The organism is Thermus brockianus, from assembly GCF_021462505.1.
Classification (GTDB): domain Bacteria; phylum Deinococcota; class Deinococci; order Deinococcales; family Thermaceae; genus Thermus; species Thermus hydrothermalis.
Genome location: NZ_JAKEDV010000010.1, coordinates 52,975 through 67,424 on the forward strand (window position 1 = coordinate 52,975; position 14,450 = coordinate 67,424).

16 protein-coding genes, 1 tRNA gene and 2 pseudogenes are annotated in these 14,450 nt (G+C 68.7%); 7 read left to right on the forward strand and 12 right to left on the reverse strand.

Annotated elements, in window-relative coordinates; translation table 11 throughout:
- Positions 1–93: 93 nt before the first annotated feature.
- The 3 genes from rsmA to LXN00_RS11205 are packed head-to-tail and all read right to left on the reverse strand — an operon-like array spanning position 94 to position 2,295.
- Positions 94–912 carry a 16S rRNA (adenine(1518)-N(6)/adenine(1519)-N(6))-dimethyltransferase RsmA gene (gene rsmA / locus LXN00_RS11195; protein WP_234508255.1) on the reverse strand — a complete coding sequence of 273 codons (819 nt, stop codon included), beginning with the start codon at positions 910–912 and terminating at the stop codon, positions 94–96.
- The gene (locus LXN00_RS11200) at positions 905–1,651 is read right to left on the reverse strand and encodes a metallophosphoesterase (RefSeq protein ID WP_234508257.1); all 747 of its coding nucleotides are present in this window, start codon (positions 1,649–1,651) and stop codon (positions 905–907) included. The genes rsmA and LXN00_RS11200 overlap by 8 nt, the downstream gene beginning before the upstream one ends.
- Positions 1,648–2,295 carry a Rad52/Rad22 family DNA repair protein gene (locus tag LXN00_RS11205; RefSeq protein ID WP_234508259.1) on the reverse strand — a complete coding sequence of 216 codons (648 nt, stop codon included), beginning with the start codon at positions 2,293–2,295 and terminating at the stop codon, positions 1,648–1,650. The genes LXN00_RS11200 and LXN00_RS11205 overlap by 4 nt, the downstream gene beginning before the upstream one ends.
- A 62-nt stretch (positions 2,296–2,357) precedes the next feature.
- Between LXN00_RS11205 and LXN00_RS11210 the strand changes: the two genes are divergently transcribed.
- Together LXN00_RS11210 and LXN00_RS11215 are read left to right on the forward strand one after the other, a co-directional pair.
- Positions 2,358–2,696: a hypothetical protein gene (locus tag LXN00_RS11210; protein ID WP_234508261.1), complete on the forward strand. Its 339-nt coding sequence runs from the start codon at positions 2,358–2,360 to the stop codon at positions 2,694–2,696.
- A gap of 37 nt (positions 2,697–2,733) precedes the next feature.
- Positions 2,734–2,809 (forward strand) — tRNA-Ala (locus LXN00_RS11215).
- A 48-nt stretch (positions 2,810–2,857) separates the two neighbouring features.
- Here the strand turns inward: LXN00_RS11215 and LXN00_RS11220 are convergent.
- The 3 genes from LXN00_RS11220 to LXN00_RS11230 are packed head-to-tail and all read right to left on the reverse strand — an operon-like array spanning position 2,858 to position 6,174.
- Positions 2,858–4,759, reverse strand: coding sequence for a hypothetical protein (locus LXN00_RS11220; protein ID WP_234508264.1), 1,902 nt, complete (start codon positions 4,757–4,759; stop codon positions 2,858–2,860).
- A 9-nt stretch (positions 4,760–4,768) separates the two neighbouring features.
- Positions 4,769–5,473 (reverse strand): WecB/TagA/CpsF family glycosyltransferase, encoded by a 705-nt coding sequence (locus LXN00_RS11225; RefSeq protein ID WP_234508266.1) that lies wholly within the window; start codon positions 5,471–5,473, stop codon positions 4,769–4,771.
- Complete coding sequence (locus LXN00_RS11230) at positions 5,461–6,174, reverse strand: 2-phosphosulfolactate phosphatase (protein ID WP_234508268.1); 714 nt, start codon at positions 6,172–6,174, stop codon at positions 5,461–5,463. Before LXN00_RS11230 ends, LXN00_RS11225 begins: the two co-directional genes overlap by 13 nt.
- Positions 6,175–6,201: 27 nt before the next feature.
- Between LXN00_RS11230 and LXN00_RS11235 the strand changes: the two genes are divergently transcribed.
- Positions 6,202–7,140, forward strand: coding sequence for a thiamine-phosphate kinase (locus LXN00_RS11235; RefSeq protein WP_234508270.1), 939 nt, complete (start codon positions 6,202–6,204; stop codon positions 7,138–7,140).
- Positions 7,141–7,193: 53 nt separating this feature from the next.
- On the forward strand, positions 7,194–7,811 hold the full coding sequence (locus tag LXN00_RS11240) for a nitroreductase family protein (RefSeq protein WP_234508271.1): 618 nt from the start codon (positions 7,194–7,196) through the stop codon (positions 7,809–7,811).
- Here the strand turns inward: LXN00_RS11240 and LXN00_RS11245 are convergent.
- Positions 7,808–8,168 (reverse strand): annotated as a pseudogene (locus LXN00_RS11245) (nucleotidyltransferase domain-containing protein). The gene LXN00_RS11240 and the pseudogene LXN00_RS11245 sit on opposite strands and share 4 nt — an antisense overlap.
- A pseudogene (locus LXN00_RS11250) lies at positions 8,122–8,466 on the reverse strand (HEPN domain-containing protein). Before LXN00_RS11250 ends, LXN00_RS11245 begins: the two co-directional pseudogenes overlap by 47 nt.
- A gap of 28 nt (positions 8,467–8,494) precedes the next feature.
- Here LXN00_RS11250 and LXN00_RS11255 point away from each other — a divergent pair.
- The 3 genes from LXN00_RS11255 to hisH are packed head-to-tail and all read left to right on the forward strand — an operon-like array spanning position 8,495 to position 10,711.
- Positions 8,495–9,538 carry a pyridoxal phosphate-dependent aminotransferase gene (locus LXN00_RS11255; protein WP_234508273.1) on the forward strand — a complete coding sequence of 348 codons (1,044 nt, stop codon included), beginning with the start codon at positions 8,495–8,497 and terminating at the stop codon, positions 9,536–9,538.
- Positions 9,531–10,115 carry an imidazoleglycerol-phosphate dehydratase HisB gene (gene hisB / locus LXN00_RS11260; RefSeq protein WP_234508275.1) on the forward strand — a complete coding sequence of 195 codons (585 nt, stop codon included), beginning with the start codon at positions 9,531–9,533 and terminating at the stop codon, positions 10,113–10,115. The genes LXN00_RS11255 and hisB overlap by 8 nt, the downstream gene beginning before the upstream one ends.
- Positions 10,115–10,711, forward strand: coding sequence for an imidazole glycerol phosphate synthase subunit HisH (gene hisH, locus LXN00_RS11265; RefSeq protein WP_234508277.1), 597 nt, complete (start codon positions 10,115–10,117; stop codon positions 10,709–10,711). The genes hisB and hisH overlap by 1 nt, the downstream gene beginning before the upstream one ends.
- Here the strand turns inward: hisH and LXN00_RS11270 are convergent.
- The 4 genes from LXN00_RS11270 to purE all read right to left on the reverse strand — a co-directional run bounded on the left by LXN00_RS11270 (position 10,682) and on the right by purE (position 14,449).
- Positions 10,682–11,602, reverse strand: coding sequence for a carbohydrate kinase family protein (locus LXN00_RS11270; RefSeq protein WP_234508278.1), 921 nt, complete (start codon positions 11,600–11,602; stop codon positions 10,682–10,684). The two genes, hisH and LXN00_RS11270, sit on opposite strands and share 30 nt — an antisense overlap.
- Positions 11,603–11,706: 104 nt before the next feature.
- Positions 11,707–12,837 carry a phenylacetate--CoA ligase family protein gene (locus LXN00_RS11275; protein WP_234508280.1) on the reverse strand — a complete coding sequence of 377 codons (1,131 nt, stop codon included), beginning with the start codon at positions 12,835–12,837 and terminating at the stop codon, positions 11,707–11,709.
- A complete protein-coding gene (locus LXN00_RS11280) occupies positions 12,816–13,958 on the reverse strand; it encodes a 5-(carboxyamino)imidazole ribonucleotide synthase (protein WP_234508282.1) in 1,143 nt (380 codons plus the stop codon). The genes LXN00_RS11275 and LXN00_RS11280 overlap by 22 nt, the downstream gene beginning before the upstream one ends.
- Positions 13,955–14,449: a 5-(carboxyamino)imidazole ribonucleotide mutase gene (gene purE / locus LXN00_RS11285; protein WP_234508285.1), complete on the reverse strand. Its 495-nt coding sequence runs from the start codon at positions 14,447–14,449 to the stop codon at positions 13,955–13,957. The genes LXN00_RS11280 and purE overlap by 4 nt, the downstream gene beginning before the upstream one ends.
- Position 14,450 lies beyond the last annotated feature (1 nt).

A 14,450-nucleotide genomic window follows, 5' to 3' on the forward strand; every position in this document is an offset into this window, starting at 1 on the left:
CCATCTTACCACCCCTTGACCGGGGCAAGAGGGAGGAGCTACACCAAGGGTAGATTAAACAGTGTAATGTCCTTCCATATCCCTTTGGGAAAACTACTCCGCGGTGTAGAGAAGATTGCGGAGCTCGCGGAACTGCTCCAGGTCCAGGGTTTCGCCCCGCGCCTCCGGGGGGAGGCCCAGGGCCTCTAGGGCCCTTTCCACCCTCTCCTTGGGGTAGCCCGCCGCCACCAGGGCGTTTTTCAGGGTCTTCCGGCGTTTGCTAAAGGCGGCCTCCACCAGGCGGAAAAGCCCGGGGTCGTCGGGCACCCCCAGGGGCGTGAGGCGCACCAGGCTGCTTTGGACCTTGGGCGGGGGGAAGAAGGCCCCAGGGGGAAGGTCAAAGAGCCTTTCCGCCCGGGCGTGGTGGGCCACCCTTAGGGAGAGCACCCCGTAGGCGGGGCTTCCGGGCCCCGCCGTCATGCGCTCCGCCACCTCCTTCTGCACCAGGAAGACCAACCGGGCGAAGCGGCCCGTTTTGAGGAGGTGGGTGACCAGGGGGGTGGCGATGTTGTAGGGGAGGTTGGCCACGAGGAGGCTTCCTTCCGGCACCTCTTCCCAAGGGAAGCGGAGGGCGTCTTGGAAGAGGAGGCGCACGGGGAGGCCCTTAAGGGTTTCCTCCAGAACGGGTTTTAGCCGGGGGTCCTTCTCTATGGCCGTCACCTCGGCCCCCGCCTCCGCCAGGGCCCGGGTGAGGACGCCAAGCCCAGGCCCCACCTCAAAGACCGGCCCCGTGAAGGGCTTGGCCGCCTCCACGATGCGCCTGAGGTGGGCTTCGGAGACCAGGAAGTTCTGGCCGAGGCGCTTGTCGGCGAAAAGGCCGTGTCGGGAAAGGATGGCGCGCACCGCTTTGGGCGAGGTGAGGGGGTTAGGCATGGGCAAGGCGCTTGATCCGGGGCGTGAGGGGTTCCTCCTCTGGGGCAAGCTCCAGGTACTCCCCCAGGTCCAGGGCGTCAATGAGGGCGAAGCGTTCCTTGAGAAGGATACCCTCCCGCATGGGCACGTGGCCGTAGACGCCAAAGCGATAGCCCATCCGTTCCACGTAGTCGGGGGTGCGGAACCACCAGGTCTTGGGCTCGCTTTGGGCGTAGAAGAGCTCATCGTATTCCTGGAGCCAGGGCACGGGGCCCACGTGGGCGAAGTGGACGCCCTCGAGGAGGAGCTCCTTGGGGAAGCCCGCCATCCAGGCCTTTAGGGCCTCGGGCAGGGGTTTACCGCCCTTTTCGGGGTGGAACTCCAGGTGCCGCAGGTGGCGGTTCCCCAGGATGGGCTCGCCCTTTAGCGCGGCCTCGTCGTGGTTGCCCAGGAGGATGACCAGGTTGCCCTCCGCCTCTTCCTGGAACGCCTTCAACCGGAAAAGCTCCCGGATCTGGGCTCCGGCGGCCAGGCGGAGGTGGGTGGGGTCTTCGGGGTCAAAGGGGGAGAGGCCCGTGAGCCTTTCGTAGTCCCTCGGCGTCTTGGGGTGGACCAGGTCGCCCAGGAGGACCACCTTCACGGCCCCGGAGCGGAGGAGGGGGGTGGGCCTGAAGGAGGCGTCCGCCAGGCCCTCCGCCTTGAGGATCCGCCAGAGGGCGGGGAAGTTGGCGTGGAGGTCCCCGATGGCGACGATCCTCATCCCTTGAGCAGGGCCCGAAGCTCCCCGTAGAGGCGCTTGGTTTCCTCGGGGGTCTTGCCGTAGCCCCCGTATTTGGTGACGATCTTGGCTGCCTCCTTCCCCAAGCCCTTCTCCTTTAGGCGCTCCAGGAGCTGGTCAATGAGGCGGTAAGCCTCGGGTTTTTCCTCTTCCTCGGGTTCGCCCGTTTCCGCCTCCAGGGGTTCGGGAAGCTTGGGCGGGGTGAAGCGGCCCTTTTCCGGGTCATAGTCCACCCACTGCTTCTCCAGGCGGTACAGGTAGCGCCCCACGCCGAACTTCACCGCTGCCCGCTTGAGGGCGTCGGAGAAGGCGGCCTTGAGGGAGTCGCCCTCGCCCACGTCCTCCTTGGTGACCCCGAGGACCGTGAGGCGGCACTTCACCTCGCAAAGCCGCTCCCGGCGCTCGCCCCGCTCGTCCCGGACCACCCTTTCTTGGTCGGCGAGGACCTCGTAGCTGTCGTGCCACCCCTCGGGCCCCACCACCCGGTCCAGGCGGTCCAAGACGGTGCGGGCGTCCACGTAGGGGACCACCAAGGCCCGCCTCCGGTCCTTGGAGAGGGCTTCTATGCGCCACTGCACCTCGGAGGGGGGAAAGGGTTCCGCCAGTTTACGCCAAACTTCGTCCACCTTTTAAGTGTACTTTAGGTGGCTCTCACGGACGAGGGGCGGGGTGGGGGTATCCTTGGGGTATGCGGAGATGGTTGGCCCTTTCCCTCCTGTTGGTTCCGGCGGTGGCCCTCGAGGTGCGCATCACCGCCAACCTCACCCTGGACCTCTTTCCCCAGGCGGTGGTGGTGGAGCGGGTGGTGGAGCCCCAGGGGATTCTGGTGGTGTACAACGCTTCCCGGGCGGAAGCGGTCTTCCGCTACCACGACGAGGACCTGCGCCGCCGGGGCTGGGTGCGCACCAAGTACGAGGTGAAGAAAAACGAGTGGAAGGCGGAGTACCGCAAAGGCAAGGCCAAGGCCACCCTTTCCGTCAAGGACAAGAAGGGCCGGGTGGAGGTGCGCCTCAAGGAAGGGGACTAGACAAGCATCCTGGCCCCCGCTACCATATAGGGCGCATGGGGCCGTGGCGCAGCTGGGAGCGCGCCTGAATCGCACTCAGGAGGTCACGGGTTCGAGTCCCGTCGGCTCCACCATCGGCTGAGTCCAAACCCCCGGGAAGCCCCGGGGGTTGGCCTTTCGGTTTAGGGATTGGGCTCCGAGGAGCCGAGAAGCCAGTTCACAAAGGCATTCACCACGTCGTTCTCTGCCAGGAGTTCGGGATTTTCCACCACCGCCTCAAAGAAGGCCCGCACCCCCGCAAGCCCGGGGTCTCGGAGCGCTTCCTGGACGCTTTTCCCCGCATAGGGGCCCGCCTTCAGGGGGGTGGTGAGGCGGCTTCCGGTGGCCAGGGGAGCGGCTTCCCTGAGGGCCTCGAGGGTCCTTTCCAAGAGAAGCTCCTCCCCCTTTTCCCCCAGGGCCTCCTTGGGGCTCAGGAGGGGTTGGCCCGAGAGGTCCCGCACCTCCAGGCCCAGGGCGTAGAGCCTGCGGGCGAGGCTCGGCGGACCCACCTCCAGGGGGAGGAGGGCGGCGGCCTCCCCGTAGCGGACCTCCAGGGTGTACCGCCCGGGCTCGGGCGGGGTTACGGCGGGGGCCACCTCCACCAGGGCGGTGGTAAGGGGAGGGAAGCCCAGGTCCTTCTTTTCCCCTTGGAGGAGCGCGCCTTCCCGGTAGAGGCGGGTTTCCAGGCCCTCCCGCTGGAGGTAGGGGCTACCCGTGAGGCGCACCTCGGGGAAGACCGCCTCCCCGGCACGGAAGGGCCGGGCGTCCACGTCCCCCGGGATGAGGGTGAGCTTGAGGACCTGTAGGCCCACCCCGCTTTTCTGAAGCCGGGCGAGGGCCCGCTTGGCCGAGGGGACGAGGGGGTGCTTGGGGTGCTGGGCGAGGAAGGCCTGGTAGAGGGGCTTGGCGTCCAGCCCCACCCGCTCCGCCAGGTAGGCGCGGAAGTAGAGGGCGAGGGGTTCCTGGCGCTCCTCTAGGTCCTTTAGGGCCTCGAGGAAGTCCTCCCCCTCGTCCAGCCTGAGGGCCCGGTCATAGGCGGCCTTGGCCCCCAGGAAGTCCCCGTGGATGGCCCGGAAGAGCCCCAGGTTGTAGTAGGCGGTGGCGTTGGGGTTAAGCCCATTGGCCCTTTCCGAGGCCAGGATGGCCCGGGGGAGGTCCCCCGTGAGGTAATAGGCCCAGCCCAGGTTGGTCCAGTAAAGCCAGTAGTCCGGCCTAAGCTTTAGAGCCCGGAGGAGGGCATCCCGGGCCTCTTCCCCCTTGCCCTCGGCGAAGGCGGCGAAGCTCACCTCCTCCCAGGCCAAGGGGAGCTCGGGAAAGGCCTGGGCGAGGTTTCTTGCGCTTTCCTTCCAGCGTTCGTCCTCCAGGGCCCGGTAGAGGAGGTGGGCGGCGGTCCTTTCCAGGATGTCCCCCTTCGCCAGCGCCTCGGCCCGCTTTAGGGCCTCTTCCCGCTTGCCCTCGGCCAGGAGGCGGAAGGCCTCGTAGGCGGGGGGAAGCGTGCCCTGCCAGAGGAGGAGAAGCCGCTTGGGCAAAACCCCCTCCAAAAGCCCCGCCCCCCGGCCTGCCTTGAGGTCCAGGGCGGACTGGTGCAAGGGGTCAGGGTCCTCGCCTTCCGCCAGGGCCCTCAGGCGCTCTTCCGGGAGGGAAGGCGGGGGCAGGGGGGCGTACCAGGGGGCGAGGCCCTGGCCCTGGAGCCAGAGCCAGGCGAGTTCGGCGCTTGGGAAAAGCCCCTCCTTGGCCCCGGCAGGGGTGGCGAGGATGAGCCTCAGGCCCCTTTCCTCTTCCCGGCCGAGGAGCACCCACTCGGCCCCCGTGGCCGAGAGGGCGAGCCGGGCCCCAGCCCGGGTGTAAAGCCCCCCCGCAAGCTCATAGCTTGCCCGCCAGGGGAGGTCGGGGAGGAGGAGGGCGAGGAGGGTGGGGGGAGGCGCGTTCAGGCCCTGGGCGAAGGCCTGGGCCAGGGCGTAGCCCCTGGGCCCCTCAAAGGGGAGGACGAGGCCTTGGGCCAGGGCGAGCCCGAAAAGGAACCAAAGCGCAAGAAGCCGCCGCATGGAAGCATTCTAGCGCCCTTCCTTGAGAACAAGGTAAGCGAAGCGGAGAAGCCTCGGGGCCCGCCGCCAGCGCTTGGGGTCCAGGCCCACCCTTAAAAGCCACTCCAGGCCCAGGCGTTGCGCCCAAAGGGGGGGGCGCTTGGCCTCCCCCGCCAGGACGTCCAGGGTCCCCCCCACCCCCATGGCCACCCGGGCCCCCAGGTGGGCCTTGTGCCGGTGGATGAAGGCCTCCTGCCTTTCCCCCATGCCCACGAGGAGGAGGTCGGGGGCTACTCGTTGGATTTCCTCCACCACCTGGGCTTCCTCCCGGAAATAGCCGTGGTGGAAGCCCACCACCTTGGCCCCAAGCCGCTCGGCCTCCCTCGCCGCCCTTTCCGCCACCCCGGGCCTGCCCCCGAGTAGGTAGGCCCTAAGCCCCGGGAAGCGGCGGAAGAGGGCCAAGGTCAGGTCCACCCCCGTGACCCGCTCGGGGAGGCGCACCCCATGAAGCCGCCTGACTGCCCAGAGGATGCCCACCCCATCGGGGGTGATGAGGTCGGCCTCGAGGACCGCCCGCCTTAGCGCCTTGTCCTCCCTCGCCCGGACGGCGATCTCGGGGTTTAGGGTCACCACCTGGTGGGTTTTGGCCTCCTCCAGGAAGCCCCCGATGCGCCTTAGGGCCTCCTCCATGTCCACGGGGTCCAGGGGGAGGCCGAGGAGGGTTAGCCGCTCCATGCCCCGTACCTCTGGGCGTAGCGGTCTTGGCTTAGGCCGTAGGTTTCCTTGGGGAAAAAGCGGACCTCGGTGAGCCTCGGCACCACTGGGTCCACCCCAATGAGGCTGGCCCAGGCCAGCTCCTCCGTGCGCCCCTCCTTGTGGAGGGCCTGGCCTTCCGGGCTTTGGAAAAGGGCCTCCTGAGGGTCGGGGAAGGCCCTGAGGAGGGCCGTGGCGAGGCTTTGGGCCTCGGGGAGGACGCGCTTTTGCAAGAACCCCAGGGCCACCACCGCCGAGAGGAGGGGCTCGGGGGCCCCGGAGGGGCGGAGGGTGGGGGTTTTTAGGGTTCGGGCGAGGTCCACCACCGCCTTGGCGTTGCGGAGGCTTGCCAGGTACACCTCTTTTTCCTCGGGGAGCACGCTCCCGTTGAGGAGGGGAGCCACCAGGATGGCCTCCTTGCCCTTCACCTCCGTCCTTTCCAGGTCCAAAAGGGAAAGCCGCCCGTGGAACCCTTCGGGGGGAAAGCCCTCCACCTCGCCCAAGAGGAGGGTGTCCTTGCCCAAGCTTTCCGCCAGGAAGCGGGCCACCTTGGGCCCCGGGGCCACCCAGACCCCTTTCGCCCCCAGGGCCAGGAGGCGGGTGAGGACGCTACCCGCAGGCAGGACCTCCGCCAGGATTAGGGGGCCAGGGGCCGGCCTCAGGCACAGGTCAACCCGGCACACCCCGCCATGATACCCTAGCCTGGGTTTATGCGGCTTAAAGACTTGGGCGAAAGGGCCCTTCTAAAGAAGCTCGCCCCTTTGGGCTATCCCCAAGGGGCTCCCCTGCCCCCGGGGGACGACGCCGGGGGGGTGTGGGTGGGGGAAAAGGCCCTCCTCCTCAAGGTGGATGGCTTCCGCTACCAGGAGGTGGCCCTAAGGGGCATGGGGCCCTTTGAGGTGGGCTTCCGGGGGGTGGCGGCCACCGCTTCGGACCTCCTTTCCAAGATGGGCCGGCCCTTGGGGTTTGCCCTGGGGCTTTTCCTTCCCCCGGAGGCGGAGGAAACGCTGGCCTTTGGCCTGGTGCAGGGGGCGGCGGAGGCGGCAAGCCGGCTTGGGGCGCCCCTTCTGGGCGGGGACACCAACGCCGGGGAGGCGGCCTTGGTGGTGGCGGGGTTTGCCGAGGCGAGAAGCCCCCTTCCCCGCCGGGCCCTGCCGGGGGATTTCCTTTACCTCGCCGGGGACCGCTGGGGACGGCTTGGGGCGGCCATCTTCGCCCACTACCAGGGACTAGACCTCACCCCCTTTCCCGCCATCCGGGAGGCCGCCCACTACCCCTTGCCCCGGCTCGGCCTCTTGGCCTTGGAGGGGCTTCTCCGGGGGAGCCTGGACTCCTCCGACGGCCTGGCGGAAACCCTTTGGCAGCTTTCCGAACTCGGGGTGCGGGTGGAGCTAGAAGCCCTTCCCCTCTACCCCGATGTCTTGGCCTTTGCCGGAAGCGAGGAAAGGGCCTTGGCTTTCGTGCTCTTTGGGGGGGAGGAGTTTGAGGCGGTCCTGGTGGTGCCCCCGGAGAAGGGGGAGTTGGTGGAGGCGAAGGCGAGGGAGGTGGGGCTTCCCCTTTTTAGGGCCGGGCGCCTCGCCGAGGGGGAGGGGGTCTATTTCCGGGGGCAGGCCGTGCCCCGGAGGGGGTACGACCACTTCCGCCCCTAATTGCGCCCTTGTTCACAAACGTACCGAAGGGCCTCCGGTACCATCCCCGGGGTATGGAGGCCACGCTACCCGTTCTGGACGCCAAGACCGCTGCTCTAAGGCGCCGCTCCGTTCGCCGCTACAGGCCGGACCCCGTGCCCGAGGGGCTTCTTAAGGAAATCCTCGAGGCGGCCCTCCGGGCCCCCTCCGCTTGGAACCTGCAGCCTTGGCGCCTCCTGGTGGTGCGGGATGCCGCCACCAAGAAGGCCCTTAGGGAGGCGGCCTTCGGCCAGGCCCAGGTGGAGGAGGCCCCCGTGGTCCTGGTCCTCTATGCCGACCTCGAGGACGCCCTGGCCCGCCTGGACGAGGCCATCCACCCGGGGGTCCAAGGGGAAAGGCGGGAGGCGCAGAAGCGGGCCATCCAAAGCGCCTTTGCGGGGATGGATCCCAAGGAGCGGGCGGCTTGGGCGGCGGGGCAAAGCTACATCCTTTTGGGGTACCTGCTCCTCCTCCTCGAGGCCCATGGGCTTGGGAGCGTGCCCATGCTGGGCTTTGACCCGGAAAGGGTGAAGACCCTCCTGGGCCTTCCCGCCCACGTGGCCATCCCCGCCCTGGTCCCCTTGGGCTATCCCGCCGAGGAGGGCTACCCTTCCCACCGCCTGCCCTTGGAGCGGGTGGTGGCCTGGCGCTAGGGGGGAGGGAGGAGCCAGCGGGTTTCCTTCCGGAGGGCTTGGGCGAAGCGGGGGCTTTGTTTTGGAAGGGCCTGCCACTCCGCCAGGGTGTAGACCAGGGCTTCCGTGGGGACGGGTAGCTCTTCCAGGGGCAGGGTGGCGGTCCTGCGGTAGGGGGGAAGGCCGCTTTCCTCCACCACCAAAACGAGGTCCAGGTCGTTCCTCACCCCGTAATCGCCCCCTGGCGTAGGAGCCGAAATACCCTAGGGCCAGGAGGCCTGGGATGGGGTGGCGGGCCATCCAGGCCCTGAGGGCCTCCTCCACCTCCTCCCTATTGGGCCATCTGGGCACGGACGAACGCCAGGACCGCACGGGCATGGTTTAGCGCCTCCTCGCTTTGTAGGGGGCCCTAGTGCTCCGCCGATGGGCCTTCGGGGAAGGCATCGGGGTAGCGGGTGGGAATGTAGAGGTTGTCCAGATACCGGAACCATTCCACCGGTTCTTCGGGAACCTTGATGGGAAGTTCCCGCAGAAGGCGGGCGATGAGGTGCCCCCAAGCCTCCTGGCCCAGGTGAAGGTGCAGGGCCTTGACGGCTTTTTTCGCAGACTGCTGGGCAGCGAAGCAGGCCCACTCGTGCCTTCCCGCCTGGAGAAGCCAGTCCTTGGCCCGGTTCATGCCCCCAGTCTACCGCTATACTCGGGGCATGCGGGCCTTCAAGGCGCACCTCCGGGACCTTACCCCCTACCCCTACAAGAAGGAGGAGGCCCCGGTAAAGCTGGACCAAAACGAAAGCCCCTTTGACCTGCCCGAGGCCCTGAAGGAGGAGGCCCTTAAGCGGCTTAGGGGACTAGCGTGGAACCGCTACCCGGAGATCCACGCCGAAACCCTGAGAAGGCGGCTCGCCGCCCTCTTGGACTGGCCGGAGGAGGGAATTGTCCTTGCGCCCGGGTCCAACCTCCTCATCCTGGCCCTGAGCCTAGCGGCGGAGGAGGTCTTGGACCTTTCCCCTTCCTTCCCCCATTACGCCCACGCCGCCCGGGTGGCGGGCACCCCCTACCGGGCGGTGCCCTTGGGGGAGGGTTTTTCCTTGCCCTTGGAGGAGCTTCTCGCCGCCTTTCGGGGCGGGGTCTTCTTCCTCCCCAACCCCCACGCCCCCACGGGGGCGCTTTTCCCCGGGGAGGCGGTGGCGGCTTTGGCGGAAAGGGCGAGGGCTGTGGGGGGGCTTCTCGTGGTGGACGAGGCCTACCGGGAGTTCGCCGGCACGGACTTTAGCCCCTTGGGAAGGGATAACCCCCACGTGGCTTTCCTCCGCACCTTCTCCAAGGCCTTCTCCTTGGGGGGGGTCCGGGCGGGGTACCTCCTGGCCCACCCCCGGGTGGCGGGGGTGGTGCGGGAGATCCTGCCTCCCTTCGTCCTCCCCGCCCACACCGGGGCGGTCCTGGAAGTGGTCTTGGAGAACCCGGGCTACGTGGGGGAGGTGGTGGCGGAGGTGGTGCGGGAAAGGGAGCGGGTCCACGCTGCCCTAAAGGCCCACCCCACCTGGCACCCCTACCCGAGCCACGCCAACTTCCTCCTGGTGCGGACCCCGGACGCCGAGGCGGCCTTCCGCCACCTCCTCGCCCAAGGGGTTTTGGTGCGGCGGCAGGACCATTATCCGGGCCTGGCGGGGTGCATCCGGGTCACCGTGGGGCGGAAGGAGGAGATGGACGCCTTCTTGCGGGCGGCCTTTGGAGGGGTGTATGCGTGAGGCCTTGGTGGAGAGGGCCACGGCGGAAACCTGGGTCCGCCTCCGCTTGGGCCTGGATGGCCCCGTGGGGGGCAAGGTGGCCACGGGGCTCCCTTTTCTGGACCACATGCTCCTCCAGCTCCAGCGGCATGGGCGCTTCCTCCTGGAGGTGGAGGCCAAGGGGGACCTCGAGGTGGACGTGCACCACCTGGTGGAGGACGTGGGCATCACCCTGGGCATGGCCCTGAAGGAGGCCTTGGGGGAGGGGAGGGGTATAGAGCGCTACGGGGAGGCCTTCGCCCCCATGGACGAAACCCTGGTCCTCTGCGTGGTGGACCTTTCGGGCCGCCCCCACCTGGCGTACCGGCCCGAGGCGTGGCCCGTGGTGGGGGAGGCGGGCGGGGTGAACCCCTACCACCTGCGGGAGTTTCTGCGGGGGCTTGTGAACCACGGGCGGCTCACCCTCCACCTGAGGCTTTTGGCGGGGCGGGAAGCCCACCACGTGCTGGAGGCGAGCTTTAAGGCCTTGGCCCGGGCCCTTCACAAGGCCACCCGCCTCACGGGGGAGGGGCTTCCCAGCACCAAGGGGGTGCTTTAGTGCGGGCCCTCCTCATGGACTACGGCTCGGGGAACCTCCGGAGCGCCGCCAAGGCCCTCGAGGCCTCGGGCTTCGCCGTGGCGGTCTCCGCTGACCCCAAAGCCCTTCCGGAGGCGGACCTTCTGGTCCTCCCGGGCCAAGGCCACTTCGGCCAGGTGATGGAGGCCTTTGCCCGAAGCGGCTTCCTGGAAAGGGTCCTGGCCCACCTGGAAAAGGGGCTTCCTTTCCTGGGCATCTGCGTGGGGATGCAGGTCCTCTACGAGGGGAGCGAGGAGGCCCCCGGGGTGAAGGGGCTTGGGCGGGTGCCGGGGCTCGTGCGCCGCTTTCCCCGGGGACGGATTCCCCAGATGGGCTGGAACGCCCTGGAGTTCCGAGGGTTTTTTGCCAGCCTCACGGGCCGCCACTTCTACTTCGCCAACTCCTACTATGGCCCCCTCACCCCGTACGCCCTCGGGGTGGGGGAGTACGAGGGGACCCCCTTCACCGCCCTTTTGGCCCAGGACAACCTCCTCGCCCCCCAGTTCCACCCGGAGAAGAGCGGCCGGGCGGGCCTGGCCTTTTTGGCGCTAGCCCGCCGCTACTTTGAGGTCCTCTAGGGTGATGAGGCGGCCCTGGGCCCCAAGCCCCGTGGCCGCCAAGGCCCCCGCCAGGTTGGCGAGCCTTCCCGCCTCCACCGGGCTTCTCCCTTCCAGGATGGCGTGGGCGAAGGCGGCGGTGTAGGCGTCCCCGGCCCCCGTGGAGTCCACGATGTCCTCAATGGGGAAGGGCTCTAGAAGCTCTTCCCCTTCCGGGGTCACCACGATGGAGCCCATGGCCCCCACCTTGATGGCCAGGTGGGAAAACCCCTCGGCCCGGAGCCGGGCCACCCCTTCGGAGAGGGAGGAGGCGCCGGTGAGGGCGAGGAGTTCGGTCTGGTTCATAAGGAGCCAGGCCACGCCCCGCAGGTACTTCAGAAGCTCCGCCCCCGCCGCCCGCACCGCCCCCGTGCCCAGGTCGGCGAAGACGGGAAGCTCCCGCTTCCTCGCCGCCTCGAGGACCTCCACGGCGTAGCTCCGGGTGGGCCCCCCCACCAGGGCGTAGGCGGAGAGGACCACGGCGTCCACGGCGTCCAGGTAGCGGGGTTTGAAGAGGGCGGGATCCAGGTAGCGGCTCGCCCCTTCCGCGCTCACCATGGCCCGCTCCCCGCCGGGCACCACCAGGATGAGGACGGAGCTCGTGGTGTGGTTGGGGTCTTCCTGAAGGTACTTCAGGTCCACCCCCACCTCCCGCACCCGGCTAAGGGCGAGCTCGGCGAAGGGGTCCTGGCCCACCCGCCCGGCCAGCAGGACCCGGTGGCCGAGGCTCGCCAGCTGGGCCGCCAGGGTGCCCCCTGCACCCCCCGGCTTCATCAGGGCCCGCCTCGAGGGCACCTCTTCCCCAGGTTCCGGTATGCGCTCCACGAAAAAGAGCAGGTCCACGGAAACATCCCCCAGCACGAAAAACCGCATCTCGCCTCCTTCCGCAAGGCACAGGGTTTGCCCTCACTATACCGCAAGGGCCCCGTTGCTTTGGGGGAAGTATACCCCTGGGGTTATGAGAAGAGATTAACGAGCTAGAAGCGGCGGTCCACCACGAGGCCCCCTTCCAGCTCGCTTACGAGTTCCACCTCGTCCAGCCTGAGCCCCGTGGCCTTCTGGATGGCCTCGTAAAGCCCAGGAGGCACCTTGTCCGCCTTCAGGCGGAGCACCAGCTTGTCCGTGCCCTCCAGCTTCCTTTCCACCACCACCTGGAAGCCCTTGGGGTCCAGGCCGAAGCCCGCTAGGAGGGGGGCGAGCTCCGTGGGGTAGAGCTTTACCCCCTTCACCTTCACCATCTGGTCCGTGCGGCCGAAGACCCCACGGGGGAGGACGGTAAGCCCTTCCCGGCGCTCGGCCATGGCCAGGTCCCCGGTGCGGAAGCGCACCATGGGCATGAGGGTGCGGCTTAGGGCGGTGACCACGAGCTCCCCCTTTTCCCCGGGCGCCACGGGCCTTAGGGTTTCCGGGTCTAGCACCTCCAGGACGGCCATCTCGGGGATCTCCCAAAGCCCGTCCTTGGCCAGGTTCTCCCCGGCCACGATGCCGAGCTCGCTGGTGCCGTAGGCGTCCAGGGCCACCCCACCCAGGAGGGCTTCCACCTTTTCCCGGAAGCCGGGCACCGAGGTGAAGGGCTCCCCGCCCGCCAGAAGGAGGCCAAACCGCCCCCCCGCCTGGGCCACCTTAAGGGCGAAGGAAGGGTTGGTAACCAGCACGTCAAACTGGGGGCTCAGCTCGGCGATGCGCCCCGCCTCCCCGGGCCCGTGGGGGAAGACCAGGTTCCCCGCCAGGACCAAGGCCTCGTGGAAGAGCCACCCCCCGGCGAAGACGTGGTAGCTGAAGGCCACGAGGACCCGCTTTCCCACAAGGCCCAGCCGCCGGTAGTGGCGGGCCAAGGCCTCCGCCTGGTAGCGGAGGTCCTCCTCGGAGAGGTACTCCGGCATCCAGCCCATGAGGGGGCTTGGGGTGAGGTGCATGAGCCTCGCTCCTTCCGGGGGGGTGGGGTGTTCCTTGAGGTAGGCCACCCACTCCTCCCGGGTGGTGAGGGGCAGGGCGGAGAGGGTCTCGGGGGACACCTCCTCCGGGTCCACGTCCTTGAGCTTTTCCCGGTAGACGGGGTGGGCCTTGGCCGCGCGGATAACCTCCCTTAGGCGCTGGGTCCGGTCCATACCTGGCCTCCTTTGCCCCCGATTATACCGGGGCTTCCCGCCAGGGCGAGGAGCCGGGGCAGGTCCCCTTGGAGCGCCTCCCAGGTGTCCCGCCTCAGGGTGATGTGGCCCACCTTGCGCCCGGGGCGCACCCCCTTGCCGTACCAGTGGAGGTGGGCGCCCTCCAGGGCCAGGGCCTGGGCGAAGTCCGGCTTGAGGCCGATGAGGTTCGCCATGGCGCTAAATCCCCTAGGGGCGGTGCTCCCCAAGGGGAGGCCCAGGATGGCCCTCAGGTGGTTTTCAAACTGGCTCGTCTCCGCCCCCTCCAGGGTCCAGTGGCCGGAGTTGTGGACCCGGGGAGCCATCTCGTTGAAGAGGAGTTCCTCCCCCACCTGGAAAAGCTCCAGGGCCAGGACGCCCACGTAGTCCAGGGCCAGGAGGGCTTCCCTGGCGTAGGCCTCCGCCTTCCTCTGCAGGGCTTCCGTAAGCCCGGGGGCGGGGGCGAGGGAGAGGCGGAGGATCCCCCCTTGGTGGTGGTTTTCCACCAGGGGATAGAAGGCCAGGGCCCCGTCCCGCCCCCGCACGGCGAGGAGGGAAACCTCCCGGTCAAAGGGGACGAAGCCCTCGAGGATGAGGCCCTGGCCCCCGAGGGCCTTAAGGGCGCTCAGGGCCTCGCCTTCCGTCCGCACCAGGGCCTGCCCCTTGCCGTCGTAGCCCCCGCGGCGGGTCTTGAGGAGGGCGGGAAGGCCCACCGCTTCCAGGGCCGCCCTCAGGTCCCCTTCCCCGTCCACGGGGCGGAAAGGGGGGGTGGGGACCCCTAGGGCGGCCATGAAGGCCTTCTCGGCGAGCCGGTCCTGGGCCACCTCCAGGGCCTTGGGAGGGGGGAAGACGGGAAGGCTTTCGGCGAGGCGCTTGGCCGCCTCCACCGGGACGTTCTCAAACTCGTAGGTGACGAGGTCTAGGCCCTGGGCGAAGCGGGAGAGGGCCTCGAGGTCGGCGAACGCCCCCACGCAAAGCTCCCCCACCTGCCCGGCGCAGGCCTCGGGGGAAGGGTCCAGGAAGCGGAAGGAAAGCCCCAAGGGGTAGCCCGCCAGGGCCAGCATCCGCCCAAGCTGCCCCCCGCCCAGGATGCCCACCCTCACGCTTCCTCCCGGGGGTCGGGGTGGGCCAGGACGGCCTCCGTCTGCGCCTTGCGGTAGGCCTTGAGGCGCTCCATCACCTCGGGGTGCTTGAGGCCGATAATGCTGGCGGCGAGGAGGGCGGCGTTCACCGCCCCTGCTTTCCCGATGGCCAGGGTGCCCACGGGGACGCCGGCGGGCATCTGCACGATGGAAAGGAGCGAGTCTAGCCCCTTGAGGGCCTGGCTTTCCACGGGGACCCCTAAGACGGGCAAAGGGGTGTGGGCGGCGGTCATGCCCGGGAGGTGGGCCGCCCCCCCCGCCCCGGCGATGATCACCTGGATGCCCCGTTCCTCGGCGCTTTTGGCGTAGGCGGCCATGAGGTCAGGGGTGCGGTGGGCGGAAACCACCCGCACCTCGTAGGGGACGCCCAAGGCGTCCAGGGTTTCCGCGGCGTGGCGCAGGGTTTCCCAGTCCGAGCGGGAGCCCATGATGAGACCTACCAAAGGCGCCATC